13 protein-coding genes, 1 tRNA gene and 1 pseudogene are annotated in these 15,835 nt (G+C 67.6%); 12 read left to right on the plus strand and 3 right to left on the minus strand.

Annotated elements, in window-relative coordinates; translation table 11 throughout:
* The first annotated feature begins 4 nt into the window (after positions 1-4).
* The 5 genes and pseudogenes from PIB44_RS05820 to PIB44_RS05840 all read left to right on the plus strand — a co-directional run.
* Positions 5-436, plus strand: a complete 432-nt coding sequence (locus PIB44_RS05820) for an ExbD/TolR family protein (protein WP_025978292.1) — start codon at positions 5-7, stop codon at positions 434-436.
* A 92-nt stretch (positions 437-528) separates the two neighbouring features.
* Positions 529-1,167, plus strand: a complete 639-nt coding sequence (locus tag PIB44_RS05825) for an energy transducer TonB (protein ID WP_244093320.1) — start codon at positions 529-531, stop codon at positions 1,165-1,167.
* 337 nt (positions 1,168-1,504) lie between these two features.
* Positions 1,505-2,263 (plus strand): M48 family metallopeptidase, encoded by a 759-nt coding sequence (locus tag PIB44_RS05830; RefSeq protein WP_253120471.1) that lies wholly within the window; start codon positions 1,505-1,507, stop codon positions 2,261-2,263.
* A gap of 92 nt (positions 2,264-2,355) precedes the next feature.
* Positions 2,356-2,432, plus strand: a tRNA-His gene (locus PIB44_RS05835).
* 46 nt (positions 2,433-2,478) lie between these two features.
* Positions 2,479-2,877, plus strand: a pseudogene (locus PIB44_RS05840) (methyltransferase domain-containing protein); the annotation flags it as partial.
* A 241-nt stretch (positions 2,878-3,118) separates the two neighbouring features.
* Here the strand turns inward: PIB44_RS05840 and PIB44_RS05845 are convergent.
* Complete coding sequence (locus PIB44_RS05845) at positions 3,119-4,978, minus strand: patatin-like phospholipase family protein (RefSeq protein ID WP_278070725.1); 1,860 nt, start codon at positions 4,976-4,978, stop codon at positions 3,119-3,121.
* Between the two features lie 79 nt (positions 4,979-5,057).
* Between PIB44_RS05845 and PIB44_RS05850 the strand changes: the two genes are divergently transcribed.
* From PIB44_RS05850 to metG, 7 genes are all read left to right on the plus strand, one after another.
* Complete coding sequence (locus PIB44_RS05850) at positions 5,058-6,650, plus strand: carboxyl transferase domain-containing protein (RefSeq protein ID WP_278070726.1); 1,593 nt, start codon at positions 5,058-5,060, stop codon at positions 6,648-6,650.
* A 49-nt stretch (positions 6,651-6,699) separates the two neighbouring features.
* Positions 6,700-7,185, plus strand: a complete 486-nt coding sequence (locus PIB44_RS05855) for a hypothetical protein (protein ID WP_278070727.1) — start codon at positions 6,700-6,702, stop codon at positions 7,183-7,185.
* 68 nt (positions 7,186-7,253) lie between these two features.
* A complete protein-coding gene (locus tag PIB44_RS05860; protein WP_025978299.1) occupies positions 7,254-8,156 on the plus strand; it encodes an enoyl-CoA hydratase-related protein in 903 nt (300 codons plus the stop codon).
* A gap of 136 nt (positions 8,157-8,292) precedes the next feature.
* Positions 8,293-10,287 carry an ATP-binding protein gene (locus tag PIB44_RS05865; protein WP_278070728.1) on the plus strand — a complete coding sequence of 665 codons (1,995 nt, stop codon included), beginning with the start codon at positions 8,293-8,295 and terminating at the stop codon, positions 10,285-10,287.
* A gap of 152 nt (positions 10,288-10,439) precedes the next feature.
* Positions 10,440-10,835, plus strand: a complete 396-nt coding sequence (locus PIB44_RS05870) for a DUF1489 family protein (RefSeq protein WP_278070729.1) — start codon at positions 10,440-10,442, stop codon at positions 10,833-10,835.
* Between the two features lie 63 nt (positions 10,836-10,898).
* Positions 10,899-12,239, plus strand: a complete 1,341-nt coding sequence (locus PIB44_RS05875) for an MATE family efflux transporter (RefSeq protein ID WP_278070730.1) — start codon at positions 10,899-10,901, stop codon at positions 12,237-12,239.
* A 123-nt stretch (positions 12,240-12,362) separates the two neighbouring features.
* Entirely contained in the window at positions 12,363-14,069 is a 1,707-nt protein-coding gene (gene metG / locus PIB44_RS05880; protein ID WP_278070731.1) for a methionine--tRNA ligase, read from the plus strand.
* A gap of 196 nt (positions 14,070-14,265) precedes the next feature.
* Here metG and PIB44_RS05885 read toward each other — a convergent pair whose 3' ends face one another.
* Together PIB44_RS05885 and PIB44_RS05890 are read right to left on the minus strand one after the other, a co-directional pair.
* Positions 14,266-14,832 (minus strand): IPTL-CTERM sorting domain-containing protein, encoded by a 567-nt coding sequence (locus tag PIB44_RS05885; RefSeq protein WP_278070732.1) that lies wholly within the window; start codon positions 14,830-14,832, stop codon positions 14,266-14,268.
* A 136-nt stretch (positions 14,833-14,968) separates the two neighbouring features.
* Positions 14,969-15,817 (minus strand): TerC family protein, encoded by an 849-nt coding sequence (locus tag PIB44_RS05890; RefSeq protein WP_278070733.1) that lies wholly within the window; start codon positions 15,815-15,817, stop codon positions 14,969-14,971.
* Positions 15,818-15,835 lie beyond the last annotated feature (18 nt).

The raw sequence follows: 15,835 nt of genomic DNA on the forward strand, positions 1-15,835 counted from the left end.
CCGAATGGCCGCCAAACTTTCCGGTTCCGGCGGCGGCAAGTACACCGTCGAGGCGAACAGCGAAATCAATGTCACGCCTTTCGTGGACATTATGCTCGTTCTCCTCATCATCTTCATGGTGGCGGCTCCGCTCGCCACCGTGTCGGTGCCGGTGACGCTTCCTCGCGCCGTCGCTCCGCCGGCCCAGAATCCGCCCAAGCCTGTCTTCATCTCCATCCAGAATGGCGGTGAAGTGTGGATCGGCGACTTCCGGACCACGGTGGGCTCGTTAGGCGATGATCTGAAAGTCCAGATCGGAACACGTGACCCTGAGCAGGAGCGGATTTTCATCCGCGCTGACCAGCAAACGCGTTACGGGGACTTCATGCAGGTCATGAACGCCTTGCAGGATAATGGTTTCTACAGTGTCGCCCTGGTTGGCGAAGATCAGTCGTAAGGGGGCGTGACGCAAGCATGACTGCTGAACATCGCGAGCACCGCGACCCTCTGCTCGACGCTCCGAGAAAGAAAAAACTTTCGACGGGCGCAATGATCGGGATCGGCATCTCTATCGCCGTTCACGTTCTTGCGGGTCTTTACCTCTACAAGAGCAAGTTCGAACTCCAGGAGTTCAACTATGTAGACGAGGCTGTAGATGTGGAGCTGATGGCGCCGCCGCCACCGCCTCCGCCTCCGCCACCGCCGCCTCCGCCGCCGGACACGCCTCCGCCGCCGAAGCTTCAGGTGCGCGAGCCGGTCGTCAACACCTCGGCGCCTCCGCCGCCGGTGACCTTGCCGATCGAGCCGACGAAGAAGGAAGACCGCGTCGAATACACGGGCCCGCCCGTGATCGTCCCAGGTCCTCCGCCTCCGCCGGCGCCGCCCGCGCCGCCGCGTCCTTCGGTGATCACCAACCCGCAGTGGGCTCGCCCGCCGCGTCCGACCGAACGGGACTTCCCGCAGCGCGCTCTTGATCGCGGCGTGGGCGGTTCGGCCACGGTCGAATGTACGGTGACCCCGAGCGGTCGTCCTGAAGACTGCCGTGTCGTCTCGGAAGAGCCGTCGGGCATGGGCTTCGGCGCCGCTGCGGTCCGCATCGTCCAGCGCGGGCAGCTTTCGCCCCGCACGGTCGATGGCGCTGCAACGAACGCCAAGTTCGTGGTCCGGGTGCCGTTTAACCTGGACTAAGCGAGCGATCGCACTGAACGAAAAGAAGCGCCTCGAGGTTTCGCCTCGGGGCGTTTTTTTGTGGCCGTATTCGGCATCGGTATTGGCGCGCCAGCAGGGTCATGGGCGTGGTCTCTTGCGTCCCTCATCTTCGGGCCTGTTCCGAGGATCCGAGCACGGCTCACAAGCCGTTTTGAGCGATCCGTGCGGATTACGGCTCGCATTGAGGGACTGGTTACTTGTGCGAAGGCGATGATGAGCCAGTCCGAGCCGCGCTGCCGCCGCTCAAGGTGAAGAGAGCGTGGAGCCGAGCCGACAGGCTGTGCATTATGGGACCAGAATGCTGTCTGGAGGCCCCATGTCCCACAAACCCATCCTCGTTGCTCTGGCCGTTGGCGCGAGCGTTCTTGGCGTCGGCGTCGGCGGCTGCGCCTATAATGAGGCGCTGGGGCGCAGCCAGTTCGTTCTGATGGACGACAGCGCCCTGATCCAGCAGTCGCAGGCCGCCTGGGCCGAGACGCTGAGGACGCAGAAGGTGTCGAACAACGCCGCCCAGAACGCGCGCGTTCGCCGCGTCGGCGATCGAATCGTCCAGGCGGCGAACCTGACCAATCGTCACTGGGACTATGCGGTGTTCGACGACGCCACGCCGAACGCCTTCGTGCTGCCGTCCGGCCATATGGGCGTGACGACGGGCCTGCTCGCCATCGCCAAGAACGATGACCAACTGGCGGCCGTGATCGGTCACGAGGTCGGCCACGTCGTTGCGCGCCATGCGGCTGAGCGGGCGTCGACGACGCAGACGACGGGTCTGGTGCTGGGGGCCGTGCAGAGCCGGGCAGGGGACTATGGCCAGGCGGTGCAGGCCTTCGGCGGCCTGGGCGCCCAGTTGGGCGTGCTGCTGCCTTTCTCGCGCAGCCATGAGCTGGAGGCGGATCGGCTGGGCGTCGATTACATGGCGGCGGCCGGCTACAAGCCGTCCGAGTCGCTGACGTTGTGGCGCGCGATGGCGGCAGGGCGTCAGTCGGGCACGCCGGAGTTCGCCTCGACCCACCCGTCGGACCAGACCCGGATCGCCCAGTTGCAGCAGTATATCGCCAGCCGCGGCTGGAACTGACGGGTAAAGAAGATAAAATCCGCGCGAGGGCGAAAAGGCCGCTTGCCCCCGACGGCGAGGCCCGCTAGAGAACCGCCCTCGCGCAGAGATGTGCAGCCTTAGCTCAGCTGGTTAGAGCGCCGGTTTGTGGAGCCGGAGGTCCTCAGTTCAATCCTGAGAGGCTGTACCATTCTCGCTCGAATCGCTTTCGCGATGATCGAGGGAGAATAACGACGATGACGTCGCCGGCGTGGGATCCCCGCCAATACAATCGTTTTGACCCCCAGCGTGATCGCGCGGCCATCGACCTGCTGTCGCATCTGCCGGACGATCTGGACCCGCATGAGGTCTGGGACATCGGCTGCGGCACGGGACAGCACGCGGCCCTGCTGAAACGACGCTGGCCGGGCGCGCGGGTGCATGGGCTGGATTCCAGCGCGGCTATGCTGGAACAGGCGCGCGGCCTGCCGGACGACGTGCGCTGGGTGCAGGGCGATCTGCAGAGCTGGGCGCCGGATACGCGCGTCGATCTGATCCTGGCAAACGCCTTGCTACAGTGGGCGCAGGATCATGCGGGCCTGTTCCGGCGGATGACCGAGGCGCTGGCCCCGGGCGGCGTGCTGGCGGTGCAGATGCCGATGGCGTGGGAGACGCGCCATCATGCGCTGATGCGCCAGACGGCGGCGGACGGCCCGTGGAGCGAGCGGCTGAACGGCGTGGACACCATTCAGCCTCTGCTGGGGGCCGAGGCCTATTACGACGCCGTGGCGGATCTGTGCGAGGAGGTCGACATCTGGTCCACCACCTATCTGCATGTGCTGGAAGGCGACGACGCCGTGCTGGAGTGGATGAAGGGGACGGCGCTGCGACCCTATCTCACCGCGCTTTGCGAAGACCCAGCCAGCCGCGACGCCTTCCTGACGCGCCTCGGCCAGGTGTTGGGCCAGGCGTTTCCAAAACGTCCTGAGGGAAGGACGCTTCTGCCATTTCCTCGACTGTTTCTTCTGGCGCGCCGGCGCGGCGGCGCCGGTGCAGGGTCTCGACCGGGCCGTTGAGGCTGTCCAGGGCGGCGCGCGCGGCCTCATAGCCGGCGGCGACGCCGGGCTCATAGGCCTTCCAGTCGCGGATATCGACGCCGTCGGAGGGCGGCAGGATCAACAGATCGGTCTCGGCGCGGGCCTGAATCCGTTCGGCCTCGCTGGACAGGGTGGCCGCGCGCATCAGGATAGAGACGATCGGCGGGCCGTGCTTCCACGCCCCCGACAGGATCCAGCGCCACCAGGAGGGCGGATTCTCCAGCGCCTTGGCGTCCACGCCGCGCGACTGGGACACGTCGACGCCGACGAGCGGGCCGCTGTTCAGCCGTCGCATCACGTCGCTGGGGAAGTTGCGCAGAACGGCGCCGTCGACCAGCACCTGGCCGTTCATCACCACAGGCGGCATGACGCCGGGAATGGAGATGGAGGCGCGCAAGGCGTGGCGCAGCGTGCCTTCGCGATGCACCTCCAGCTTGCCTGCGGTCAGATTGGTCGAGACGGCGAAGAAGGGCAGCAGCATGTCCTCCATCTGCACGTCGCCGAAGGCCTCCTTCATCAGCGCCTTGACCTTGCGGGCGTGGGTCATGGCGATGATGGGCGGGGCGATATCGGCCAGAGGGTCGGACAGGACGAAGGCCTGGCGGATGTGGTGCTCCAGCTCTTCGTCGGACCAGCCCAGGGCGGGACCGGCGCCGATGACCGCCCCCATCGAGGCGCCGCCGATGAAGTCGATGGGCGTGCCAGACTCGCGCAGGGCCTTCAGCGCGCCGATGTGGGCATAGGCGCGCGCGCCGCCGCCGGACAGCACCACCCCGACGGAGGAGCCGGTGATCAGCCGGGCGATCCGCGCCGTGTCGTCGAACAGGCCCTCGACCGCGTGGAACCAGCGGCCGGGTTTCAGCACGTCCAGCCAGGCGCGGGTGTTGCTGGGGCGCGGCATCCGCGGGTCGCGCAGCAGGATCAGGTCGGTGCGCTGCCCGGCGTCGTTCCATTCCTCGGCCACAGGCGGGGCGGGGGGCGGCGGGCGGTCGGCGGCGCCGACCAGGAACAGGCGGTCGACCTGACGCGCGCACAGGGCGGCCCAGTTCGGCTCGTTCGCCTCGGCGACATAGAGGACGTAGTCGTGGGCGTCCTCGACCCGCGAAAACCACTCGGCGGCGGATGACAGGGCCGAGCTGTCGATGACGTGGCAGGTGGCGCCCTGAGCCTCGACCGCGCGGGCGACGCGCTCGACGAAGGCGCGGATCGGCTTGTCGCGGGCTGAGACGAAGCCGAAGACATTGGGCTCGGTCCCGCCGCCGCGTTCACGCGCGCGGGTCAGCATGATCTGACCCAGTTCCGACATCAGCAGGGGATCAGTGCGCGCCGCGTCGAAGAAGGCCTCGCGCGGCAGGGCCAGCACGTCGCTGTCGCGCAGGGCGACCACGTCCGACATGTGCGAGGTGCCCGCCAGCATGGCCAGTTCGCCGACCGGCTCGCCGGGTTTGATGACCGCGATCATCTGCGGGACGCGGCCGTCGTCGCGACGGAAGACGCCCAGCCGCCCGGCGCGCAGCAGATAGAGGGTGTCGGCCCGGTCGCCGGCGGAAAACAGCCGCTCGCCCCGCGTCAGGGCGAACCAACTGGCGCGGCTGTCCTGCGCGCCCTCGAAGGCGCGGGTCAGGGCGGCGGCGAGGGTGTCCGGTCGAAGCGGGGCCATGAGGAGGAGATATAGCGGATTTCGTCTTCGGTGAACCGAACGGCTTCCCCCCGGCGCGGAAGCCTCCTAAACCTTAGGCATGCCCAAGCTGATTTCCGCCGTCGATCGCAACAGTCCTGCTTTCAAGTCGCTGGATGCGCACAATCGCGCCCTGCGGGACGAGCTTTATGAAAAGGTCGCCATGGCGGCCCGGGGCGGCTCGGACGCCAGCCGCGAGCGCCATGTGGCGCGGGGCAAGCTGCTGCCGCGTGATCGGGTCGAGCGCCTGCTGGATCCGGGCTCGCCCTTCCTGGAGGTCGGTCAGCTGGCCGCCAACGGCATGTATCGAGACGAGGCGCCGGGCGCTGGCATGATCTGCGGCGTCGGCCGGGTGTCGGGGCGCGAGGTCATGATCGTCGCCAACGACCCGACGGTGAAGGGCGGCGCCTACTTCCCCATGACGGTGAAGAAGCACCTGCGGGCGCAGGAGATCGCCGAGCAGAACAATCTGCCGTGCGTCTATCTGGTCGATTCGGGCGGGGCCAACCTGCCGCACCAGGCCGAGGTCTTCCCGGACCGCGATCACTTCGGCCGCATCTTCTTCAACCAGGCGCGGATGAGCGCAAAGGCCATCCCGCAGATCGCCTGCGTCATGGGCAGTTGCACCGCGGGCGGCGCCTATGTGCCGGCCATGTCGGACGAGACGGTGATCGTGCGCAATCAGGGCACCATCTTCCTGGCCGGGCCGCCGCTGGTGAAGGCCGCGACCGGCGAGGTCATCTCGGCTGAGGAACTGGGCGGGGCCGAGACCCACGGGCGCAGGTCCGGCGTGGTCGACCATGTGGCCGAGAACGACGAGCATGCGCTGGAGATCGTGCGCTCCATCGTCGCCAATCTGAACACCACCAAGCCCCAGCCGCTGGACGTGCGCGAGCCGCGCGCCCCGGCTTACGATCCGGCCGAGCTCTACGGCATCATCCCCGAGGATGTCCGCGCCCCTTATGACGTGCGCGAGGTCATCGCCCGCATCGTCGACGGCTCGGAGATGGACGAGTTCAAGGCGCTGTACGGCACGTCGCTGGTGTGCGGCTTCGCCCGCATCTGGGGCCAGCCGGTTGTCATCCTGGCCAACAACGGCGTGCTGTTCAGCGAAAGCGCCCAGAAGGGCGCGCACTTCATCGAACTGGCCTGCAAGCGCAAGATCCCGCTGCTGTTCCTGCAGAACATCTCGGGCTTCATGGTCGGCGGCAAATACGAAGCCGAAGGCATCGCCAAGCACGGCGCCAAGCTGGTCACGGCCGTCGCCAGCGCCGAGGTGCCCAAGTTCACCGTCCTGATCGGCGGGTCGTTCGGGGCCGGCAACTACGGCATGTGCGGCCGGGCCTATTCGCCCCGCTTCCTGTTCACCTGGCCCAACAGCCGCATCAGCGTGATGGGCGGCGAGCAGGCGGCCAGCGTCCTGGCCACCGTTCACCGCGACGCGGACACATGGACGCCGGAGGAGGCCGAGGCCTTCAAGGCGCCGATCCGTCAGAAGTACGAGGACGAGGGCAATCCCTATTACGCCACCGCCCGCCTGTGGGACGACGGCGTCATCGATCCGGCCCAGACGCGCGACGTGCTGGGCCTGGCCATCAGCGCCAGCCTGAACGCCCCCATCCCCGAGACGACCTTCGGCGTGTTCCGGATGTAATGACCGCCGCGCCCCGTCGGGGCCGAATGCCCGCCACGAGGACTGAGACATGAAGAAGACCGCGGCCCTGATCGCTTTGACGGCCTTGCTCGCAGCCTGCCGATCGCAGGCGGACGCTCCGACGCCAGAGGTGGCCGAGCCTGCGTTGGAAGCCGCGGCACAGCCCCAGGCCGACCCGGTTTCGGCGGCGGAAGAGGCTGCTGCCCGCGCGGGCGAACCGGCGCAGGCGGTCTTTCCCGTCGGCTATCGCGGTGAGTGGGACTATAGCGACGACGGCTGCGCCAGACAGGAAAGCGGCACGCGCTTCGTCATCACAGCCACCGAGATCAAGGGCTATGAAGACACCTCCAGGCTGGTGGCGCTGGAGCCGCTGAAGGATCAGGGCGAGGCTATTCGGGTGGTGCTGGAGAACCAGTCCTCTGAAGGCGACCAGACCATGGTTCAGATCCTGCGCCTGTCGCCGGTGGCCGGGGTGTCGCTGCGGATCGAGCAGGACGGCAAGACCGTTCGGGCCAGCCGCTGCGATCCGGTCTAGGCGGGATATTTCTCTGCGGCGCGCCGTGACGCCGCCTGATGCGTTCTACCGGCTGAGAGGAGCCGACCATGACTGATCAAAACCCTAACGAAGACGAGCTGAACGCTCTGGACATCACCGACGCCGAGGCGGCGGAGATGAACGCCATCGCCCATCCCTTCGTCGCCGACCCGGCGCCGGACGCGAACGACGATCTGGTGCAGATCGACGCCACGGCCGACGGCGTGGTCTTCGTCACCATCAACCGGCCGCAGAAGAAGAACGCCTTCGACGCCGCCACCATCGCCGCCCTGTACGAGGCGTTTGAGACCCTGCAAGGCGCCGACCGGGTGCGCGTGGTCTTCATCCGCGGCGCCGGCGGGACCTTCAGCGCGGGCGCTGACCTGAACTGGATGCGCGACGCGGCCGACTGGTCCGAAAGCGACAACCGCGACGACGCCATGGGCCTGGCCAAGATGCTGAAGGCCCTGCACGACGTGCCGGCGCTGACGGTGGCCCTGGTCGAGGGCGCGGCCATGGGCGGCGGGGCGGGCATCGTCGCCGCCTGCGACATGGCGGTGGCGGTCGAGGGGACGCGCTTCGCCTTCTCCGAGGTCAAGCTGGGCCTGATCCCGGCCACCATCGCCCCCTATGTCATCGAGGCGGTCGGCGCGCGCCGCGCGCGCCAGCTGTTCCTGACGGCCAACATTTTCGACGCCGATTACGCCGCCCATGCAGGGCTGATCGACATGGTCCTGCCCGAAGGCTCGGTGGAGGAGTTCATCTCCATGCTGACCGACAGCCTGTCGGCCAATGCGCCGGGCGCGATGGGCGACGCCAAGCGGCTGGTCAACGATGTCGCGGGCGAGGATATCGACAACCGTCTGCTGGAAGAGACCGCCAAGCGCATCGCCCGCGCCCGCGTCTCGCCCGAGGGCCAGGAGGGCGTCCGCGCCTTCCTCGACAAGCGCGCGCCGAACTGGGCGCAATGAGTGGTGAGTGGCGAGTGACGAGTGGCGAGGCTGACTCGTCGACGGATCTCGCCACGCCGACTCTTTTCGCGCGACGCATGATCGCCCGCGCCTTCTCGTCACCCGCCACTCGTCACTCGCCACTTCGGAAAGCCTGATGTTCAAATCCGTCCTGGTCGCCAATCGCGGCGAGATCGCCTGCCGCGTCTTCCGCACCGCCCGTCGCATGGGCCTGCGCACCATCGCCGTCTATTCCGAGGCCGACGCCAACGCCCTGCATGTGCGCGAGGCGGACGAGGCGGTGCTGATCGGCCCGGCGGCGGCGCGCGAGTCCTATCTGGACGCGGCCAAGGTGCTGGCGGCGGCCAAGGCGACGGGGGCGGAGGCCATCCACCCCGGCTACGGCTTCCTGTCCGAAAACGCCGACTTCGCCGAGGCGGTGGCGGCGGCCGGCATCGTCTGGATCGGCCCCAAGCCGTCGTCGATCCGCGCCATGGGTCTGAAGGACGCGGCGAAAAAGCTGATGATCGAGGCGGGCGTGCCCGTCACCCCAGGCTATCAGGGCGAGGACCAGTCGCTGGAGACCCTGGCGGCCGAGGCGAACCGTATCGGCTTCCCGGTGCTGATCAAGGCGGTCGCGGGCGGCGGCGGCAAGGGGATGCGCAAGGTCGACCGGCCTGAGGACTTCGCTGAAAATCTGGCGTCGGCTCAGCGCGAGGGGCAGTCGTCCTTCGGCGATCCGCGCGTGCTGATCGAGAGCTACATCACTCGCCCGCGCCACATCGAGGTGCAGGTCTTCGGCGACAGCCACGGCAATGTCGTCCACCTGCATGAACGCGACTGCTCGCTGCAGCGCCGCCACCAGAAGGTGATCGAAGAGGCGCCTGCGCCTGGGATGGATCAGGCCACGCGCGACGCCGTCACCGCCGCCGCAGTCCGCGCCGCCAAGGCCGTGGACTATCAGGGCGCCGGCACCATCGAGTTCATCGCCGACGCCTCCGACGGGCTGAAGGCCGACCGCATTTGGTTTATGGAGATGAACACCCGGCTGCAGGTCGAGCACCCGGTGACGGAAGCCATCACCGGCGTCGATCTGGTCGAATGGCAGCTGCGCGTCGCGGCAGGCGAGCCGATCCCGCTGGCGCAGGCCGACATCCAGATGAAGGGCTGGGCCATGGAGGCCCGCCTCTATGCTGAGGACCCGGCCAACGGCTTCCTGCCGTCGATCGGGCGTCTGGAGCACTTCGTCATGCCCGACGACATCCGCGTCGACACCGGCGTGATGCAGGGCGGCGAGGTCAGCCAGTTCTACGACCCGATGATCGCCAAGCTGATCGTCCATGAAGACACCCGCGAAGCTGCCGCCGCCCGCCTGGCCGACGCCTGCCGCGAGGTCGAGGTCTGGCCGGTGAAGACCAATGCGGGCTTCATGGCGCGTTGCCTGGAGCATCCGCGCTTCATTGAGGGCGACGTGGACACGGGCTTCATCGCGGCGGAGGAGGGAGCGCTGATCGCCCCGGCTCAGGTTTCCGCTCGCGCCCTGGCCGCTGCGGCCGGTCAGATCGGGCTCGAGGCGGACGCCGCCGCCTTTGACGCGCCGGACAATGTCCTGGCGCCCGCTCGCGCAGGCCTGTTCGGTTTCCGCCTGAACGCCGCGCCGCAAGCGCATACGGCGGTTCACCATGACGGCGCGGCCCACGCCCTGACTCTGACGGGCGAGCCCGGCTGGTACGGCCGATCGTCCAGCTTCACGGTGAACGGCGACTTCGGCTCGGCTCAGGTCTATGGCGAGCCGGGCATGGTGGTCGTGAACGGCGAGGCGGTCAGCACCCTGTCGCCCGACGCCGAGCGGGTGCTGGTGTTCGACGGCGGCGACGTGGTCGAGTTCCGGCGCCGCAAGTCCAGCGGCCCGGCCGGCGGCGCCGCCTCCGACGGCGGCCTTCGCGCGCCCATGCCGGGCAAGATCGTCGCCGCGCCCGCCAAGGCCGGGGACGCCGTGACCAAGGGGCAACCGGTCGTGGTGCTGGAGGCCATGAAGATGGAGCACGCCCTGACCGCGCCCTTCGACGGCGTGGTGGCCGAGTTCAATGTCGCCGTCGGCGATCAGGTCACCGACGGCGCGGTGCTGGCCGTAGTAAAGGCGGCGGACTAAACCCCCGCTCATCCCGGCGGACGCCGGGATCCAGTTCTCTGGCCTCATCGCCGAGGTCGGGAACTGGGCTGAGCGTTTTGTCGAGCGTCGCGTGCGGGGCTCTTACTGGGTCCCGGCGTCCGCCGGGATGAACGGAGTAGAGGCGGCGTTTCATGCCCCTGCACATGATCAAGCTCTGCGTCGGCGTCTCCGAGGTCGAGACCCTGGAAGCGAACGCCAAGCGGTCCGACTGGCGCATCGTCCACACCCGCATGACGCCCAAGCGCGCCGCTGAGATCGAGGACGGCGGCTCGCTGTACTGGGTAATGAAGGGCGTCGTGACCTGCCGTCAGCGCATTCTGGACATCACGACGGTGGGCGAGGGCAAGGCCAGCCGGTGCGAGATCAAGCTGGACAGCGAGGTCATCCGCACCGCGCCGCTGGCCCGGCGGCCGTTTCAGGGCTGGCGCTATTTCGACAAGGACGTTCCGCCGGACCTGTCGGTGGCCGAGCCGACGGACCTGCCGCCCGAGCTGGCGCGGGAGCTGCGCGAACTGGGCGCCTGGTAGGCGCCCGAAGCGCTCGGAAAATCGATTGACGCGCGCATGGGCGCGTGGCTGTTGCGGCCTCCGATGACCTACGCCCTGTTCAGCTTCAAAACCCGCGCCACCCTGTCCGAGCTGCTGAAGCTGGCCTGGCCGGTCGTCATGGCGCGTCTGGGCATCATGACGATGGGGCTGACGGACGCCATCGTCGTCGGCCATTACGCCAGCCGCGAGCTGGCCTTTCATTCCCTGGCCTGGGCGCCGTCCTCAGTCGTGCTGACCACGGCGGTCGGCCTGATGATGGGGGTGCAGGTCATGACCGCCCGCCTGCTGGGCGAGGGCAGGGGCGACGAGGTCGGCGCCGTCCTGAGGCGCGGCATGACCTATTCGCTGCAGATCGGTCTGGTCTCGATGATCGGTCTGCTGCTGCTCGGACCGTTCGGGCTCGTTCATATGGGGTTGGAGGACGGTTTGGGCGAGGGCGCGACGCCCGCCCTGATGGTCTTTGCGCTGTCGATGCCGGCCTATCTAATTTCGGTCTGCGCCCAGTTCTTCCTTGAGGGACTGCACCGGCCCAAAGCGGGCATGGTCGCCATGTGGGTGGCCAATGCGGTCAATCTGGCGCTGAACCTGCTGCTGGTGCCGGACCTGCTGGGCATCGGCCTACACGGCGCCGTGGCCTCGGCCTGGGCGACGTTCGGCGCGCGCACGGCGCTGGCGATCTTTCTGGTCATTTTCATCCTGCGTCTGCCCGAGGCGCGGGCCTGGGGCGTGTTCAAGAAGCCCAAACGCGACAAGGCGGTCGAGAGCCAGCAGATGAAGGTCGGCCTGGGCGCGGGCGCGTCGAACTTCATCGAGGTCGGCGCATTCGCCGCCATGACCCTGTTCGCCGGTCAGTTGGGCGCCGCCCAGACCGCCAGCTGGGCGGTCGTGATCAACATCTCGGCCATCGTCTTCATGGTGCCGATGGGGCTTTCGTCCGCGACGGCGGTGCTGGTCGGACGCAGCTATGGCGCAGCGGACAAGGCGGGCGTGATGCGCGGCGGTCTGGCCGGGATCGGCGTGGTGACGGTGCTGGCCTTCATCATCGCCCTGATCATCTGGCCGTCGGCGCGGCTGATCGTCGGCGCCTATACGACCGACCCGGTCATTCTGGCCATCGCGGCTCCGGCGCTGGTGCTGGCGACCCTGTTCTTCGTCGCCGACGCCATGCAGGTGGTCGCAGCACAGGCCAACCGCGCCGCAGGCGACGTGGTGTGGCCGACGCTGATGCACCTGCTGTCCTATGGCCTCATCATGATCCCGCTGGGCTGGTTCCTGGCGCATCGGATCGGGGTGGACGGACTGGTCTGGTCGGTGATCGTCGCCAGCCTGATCTCGGGCGCGCTGCTGACCGGGCGCTTCGTGCGCATCGCGCGGAGGCTTTGAGAAGTGGCGAGTGGCGGGTATCGAGTGGCGAGCGAAACGCATTAATGCGCCGTTCGGTGTTGCGGTAGCTCGCCTCACTCGCCACTAACCACTCGTCACTCGTCACTTGTCACTCGGATAATCATGGCCCGCATCCTCATCACCTCGGCGCTGCCCTACATCAACGGCATCAAGCACCTTGGGAATCTGGCCGGGTCGATGCTGCCCGCCGATGTGTGGGCGCGTTTCATGCGGGCGAGGGGGCATGACGTTCTCTATGTCTGCGCCACCGACGAACACGGCACCCCGGCCGAACTGGCCGCCGCCGCCGCCGGCCAGGACGTGCGCGCCTATTGCGACGAACAGCACGAGGTGCAGCGCCGCGCGGGCGAGGCCTTCAACCTGTCGTTCGACATCTTCGGCCGCAGCTCCAACGCCCCGAACACCCGCCTGACCCAGCACTTCGCCAAGGTGCTGGAAGAGCGCGGCCTGATCGAAGAGCGCGTCGACCGGATGATCTATTCGATCGACGACGCCCGCTTCTTGCCCGACCGCTACGTCGAAGGGACCTGCCCGCACTGCGCCTATGAGAAGGCGCGCGGGGACCAGTGCGACAACTGCGGCCGCCTGCTGGATCCGACTGACCTGATCGACCCCTATTCGGCGGTGTCGGGCAGCCGCAACCTGGAGGTCCGCGACACGCGCCACCTCTATCTGCTGCAGACCAAGGTGGCCGACGAAGTGCGCGCCTGGGTCGATGCGCGCTCGCCTCAGTGGCAGCCGCTGGCTCGCTCCATCGCCTATAAACATCTGGACGAGGGTCTGATCGACCGGGGCATCACCCGCGATCTGAAATGGGGCGTGCCGGTCGTCGGACCCGACGGCGGGCCGCGTCCGGGCATGGAGGGCAAGGTCTTCTACGTCTGGTTCGACGCCCCCATCGAATACATCGGCGCGACCGAGGAATGGGCCGACAAGACCGGCGGAAACTGGCGCTCGTGGTGGCGTCTCGACGAGGGCGCCGAGGACGTGCGCTACGTCCAGTTCATGGGCAAGGACAACGTCGCCTTCCACACCGTCAGCTTCCCCTCGACCCTCCTCGGCTCGGGCGAGCCGTGGAAGACGGTGGACCAACTGAAGGCCTTCAACTGGCTGAACTGGTACGGCGGCAAGTTCTCGACCAGCATGGGCCGGGGCGTCTTCATGGATCAGGCGCTGGAGCTGCTGCCCGCCGATTACTGGCGCTGGCACCTGACGGCCTATGGGCCGGAGCATTCCGACGCGGCCTTCACCTGGGAGCAGTTCCAGTCGACGACGAACAAGGACCTGGCCGACGTGCTGGGCAACTTCGTCAACCGCATCGTCAAGTTCACGGAATCCAAGTTCGACGGCGTCGTGCCGGCCGAAGGCGAGGCCGGGCCGCTGGAGATCAAGCTGGCCGCCGATATCAAGGCCGGGCTGGAGGAACTGACCGCCGAGTTCGAGGCGATGGAGTTCCGTAAGGCGGCCCAGGCCGCGCGCGCCCTGTGGGCCCTGGGCAATGAGTATCTGCAGGTCGCTGCGCCGTGGACGGCGCTGAAGACCGACCGCGAGCGCGCCGCCGTCGGCGTCCGCAACGGACTGAACCTGGTCGCCCTGTTCGCCCGGATCACCGCCCCCTTCATGCCCGAGGCGGCGGCCCGCATCGCCGCGACCGTGGGCTCGGCCGACCTGTCCTGGCCGGACGCGCAGGCCGATCTGCTGAACACCCTGCCGACGGGGCAGGCCGTAGCCTCTGCCCAGGTGCTGTTCGCCAAGATCGAGGACGCTCAGGTCGCCGAATGGACCGAACGCTTCGGCGGCGCTGAATAAAGCCGGAACCGCCGCCTAGTCGCTGGGTGACGCCAGTCCATCCGCGATCGGCGGACGGCCGCTTTCGGTCGTTGAAGAGGCGCTGACGACAGGGAGGCGCCGCATGACCGTCATGGGACGGCTGCGCGAACGTTGAACCGGCGGGATGCCAGAAAGGCCCGGATCGCTCAGGGCCTTTCTGGCATGTGAAACCCTGTCAGACAGACCAGTCTTTCCGCGCGGCGGGCTGCAGCGCCAGCCGCGAAGCGCCGAACAGGCCTAGCAGGCCAGCCAGGAAGATCATGGCCCATTCCGTCAACGTCGGGACGGGGGCAGGAGGAGTGGGAGGCACGTTTCCGATCAGCACGCCGCTCGTCGAGCCCACCCCGTTGAGCATTAGGGCGGCGTCCGCCCCGCCGGAGTTGGTGATCCTTGCGCCGTTGAGTTGAATATGCGCCCCGACCCCTATGCCGTCAGGGTCATGATCCGCTGCCTTGACCATGTAGCGGAAGACCAGCGCTGTCGAGCCTGAGCCGTTGAGATAGGTCGTCTGCACGGCGCCGCCGGTGTTCAGAGAGAGCGCAATAGAGGGCGTGCCTCCCGTGGTGTCGACGGTGACCGCCTCGTCGAAGTTGACTGTGAAGTAGAGATATTGTCCGGCCAAGTAAGTGGTGTTTGCGGGCACGGCGACGCTTGTGACTGTGGGTTGAGCGTAGGCCCCGCTCGCGGCGGAAAGGCAGAGGATCGCTACGGCAAGCGACCAGAACAGCTGACGAAAGGACATGTCGCGCCTTGGGGTATCGGTGATGTCCTTGTGTCTATTGGAAAATGTTCGTTTTGCAAGGACGCGCCTGCCGTGGCCGGATTTCAGGCTGCAACAAAAAAAGACCCGGATCGCTCCGGGTCTTTGTGTCGTCTGTCTACGGGGCGGCCGGGGAGAGCGTCTCCGGTGGCGGCGCGCGCTGTTCCCTTGCGCCGGGCAGGGCGGCGGGGGTGGCGCTCTGGCTGCCGGCGCCGGCGTGTTTTATGTGCTTTGCCTGTTCCTCCGCGCCGATCGCCAGGAAGGCCGGGGCCGAGGCGTTGAACTGTTCCGTATGGCCAGTGCGCACGATCACCGAACGGCCGCCGTCCCAGATCATGTGCAGCGCGACGTACAGCACGATCGCCAGACCCACATAGGCGATCCAGCGATAACGGTTCAGCAGCTTGGCGATGAAGGTGGCCGCCAGACCCATCAGGGCGATTGACAGGATCAGGCCGAACACCATGATCCACGGGTGGTCATGGCTGGCGCCCGCCACGGCCAGCACATTGTCCAGGCTCATGGTCAGGTCGGCGATCATGATCTGGATCAGGGCGGCGCCGAAGGTCTTGCGCTTCAGGCCCAACTCCTCAGGCGAGGGGCCGCCGCCGTATTCAATGGCCATGGCCCGTTCGATCTCGGCCTCGGCTTCGGCCTGATCGTGGGTGGCCTGTTCGCGAAGCTCGCGCCACATCTTCCAGCACACCCACAGCAGCAGGAAGCCGCCCGCCAGCAGCAGGCCGACGATAGCCAGCAACTGGACGGTGATCAGCGCCAGGCCGATGCGCATGACGACGGCGGCGGCCAGCCCGATCAGGATGGCCTTGCGACGCTGTTCCTGCGGCAGGGCGGCGGCGGCCAGGCCGACGGCGACAGCGTTGTCGCCAGCCAGCACCAGGTCGATCATCAGCACCTTGCCGAGCGCCGAGGCCTGACTGATCAATTCGGGATTTGAGAGGAAGTCCATGCGCGACTCTTAATGCCC

Origin of the sequence: Brevundimonas sanguinis (assembly GCF_029636725.1) — a bacterium.
GTDB lineage: Bacteria > Pseudomonadota > Alphaproteobacteria > Caulobacterales > Caulobacteraceae > Brevundimonas > Brevundimonas sanguinis.

Excerpts from the sequence above, each read along its gene's own strand:
- PIB44_RS05820 (WP_025978292.1), top strand. The coding sequence starts at position 5 with ATGGCCGCCAAACTTTCCGGTTCCGGCGGCGGCAAGTACACCGTCGAG.
- PIB44_RS05865 (WP_278070728.1), top strand. The coding sequence starts at position 8,293 with ATGTTCAAATCCGTCCTGGTCGCCAATCGCGGCGAGATCGCCTGCCGC.
- PIB44_RS05825 (WP_244093320.1), top strand. The coding sequence starts at position 529 with ATGATCGGGATCGGCATCTCTATCGCCGTTCACGTTCTTGCGGGTCTT.
- PIB44_RS05855 (WP_278070727.1), top strand. The coding sequence starts at position 6,700 with ATGAAGAAGACCGCGGCCCTGATCGCTTTGACGGCCTTGCTCGCAGCC.
- metG (WP_278070731.1), top strand. The coding sequence starts at position 12,363 with ATGGCCCGCATCCTCATCACCTCGGCGCTGCCCTACATCAACGGCATC.
- PIB44_RS05875 (WP_278070730.1), top strand. The coding sequence starts at position 10,899 with ATGACCTACGCCCTGTTCAGCTTCAAAACCCGCGCCACCCTGTCCGAG.
- PIB44_RS05830 (WP_253120471.1), top strand. The coding sequence starts at position 1,505 with ATGTCCCACAAACCCATCCTCGTTGCTCTGGCCGTTGGCGCGAGCGTT.
- PIB44_RS05870 (WP_278070729.1), top strand. The coding sequence starts at position 10,440 with ATGCCCCTGCACATGATCAAGCTCTGCGTCGGCGTCTCCGAGGTCGAG.
- PIB44_RS05850 (WP_278070726.1), top strand. The coding sequence starts at position 5,058 with ATGCCCAAGCTGATTTCCGCCGTCGATCGCAACAGTCCTGCTTTCAAG.
- PIB44_RS05845 (WP_278070725.1), bottom strand. The coding sequence starts at position 4,978 with ATGGCCCCGCTTCGACCGGACACCCTCGCCGCCGCCCTGACCCGCGCC.
- PIB44_RS05890 (WP_278070733.1), bottom strand. The coding sequence starts at position 15,817 with ATGGACTTCCTCTCAAATCCCGAATTGATCAGTCAGGCCTCGGCGCTC.
- PIB44_RS05860 (WP_025978299.1), top strand. The coding sequence starts at position 7,254 with ATGACTGATCAAAACCCTAACGAAGACGAGCTGAACGCTCTGGACATC.
- PIB44_RS05885 (WP_278070732.1), bottom strand. The coding sequence starts at position 14,832 with ATGTCCTTTCGTCAGCTGTTCTGGTCGCTTGCCGTAGCGATCCTCTGC.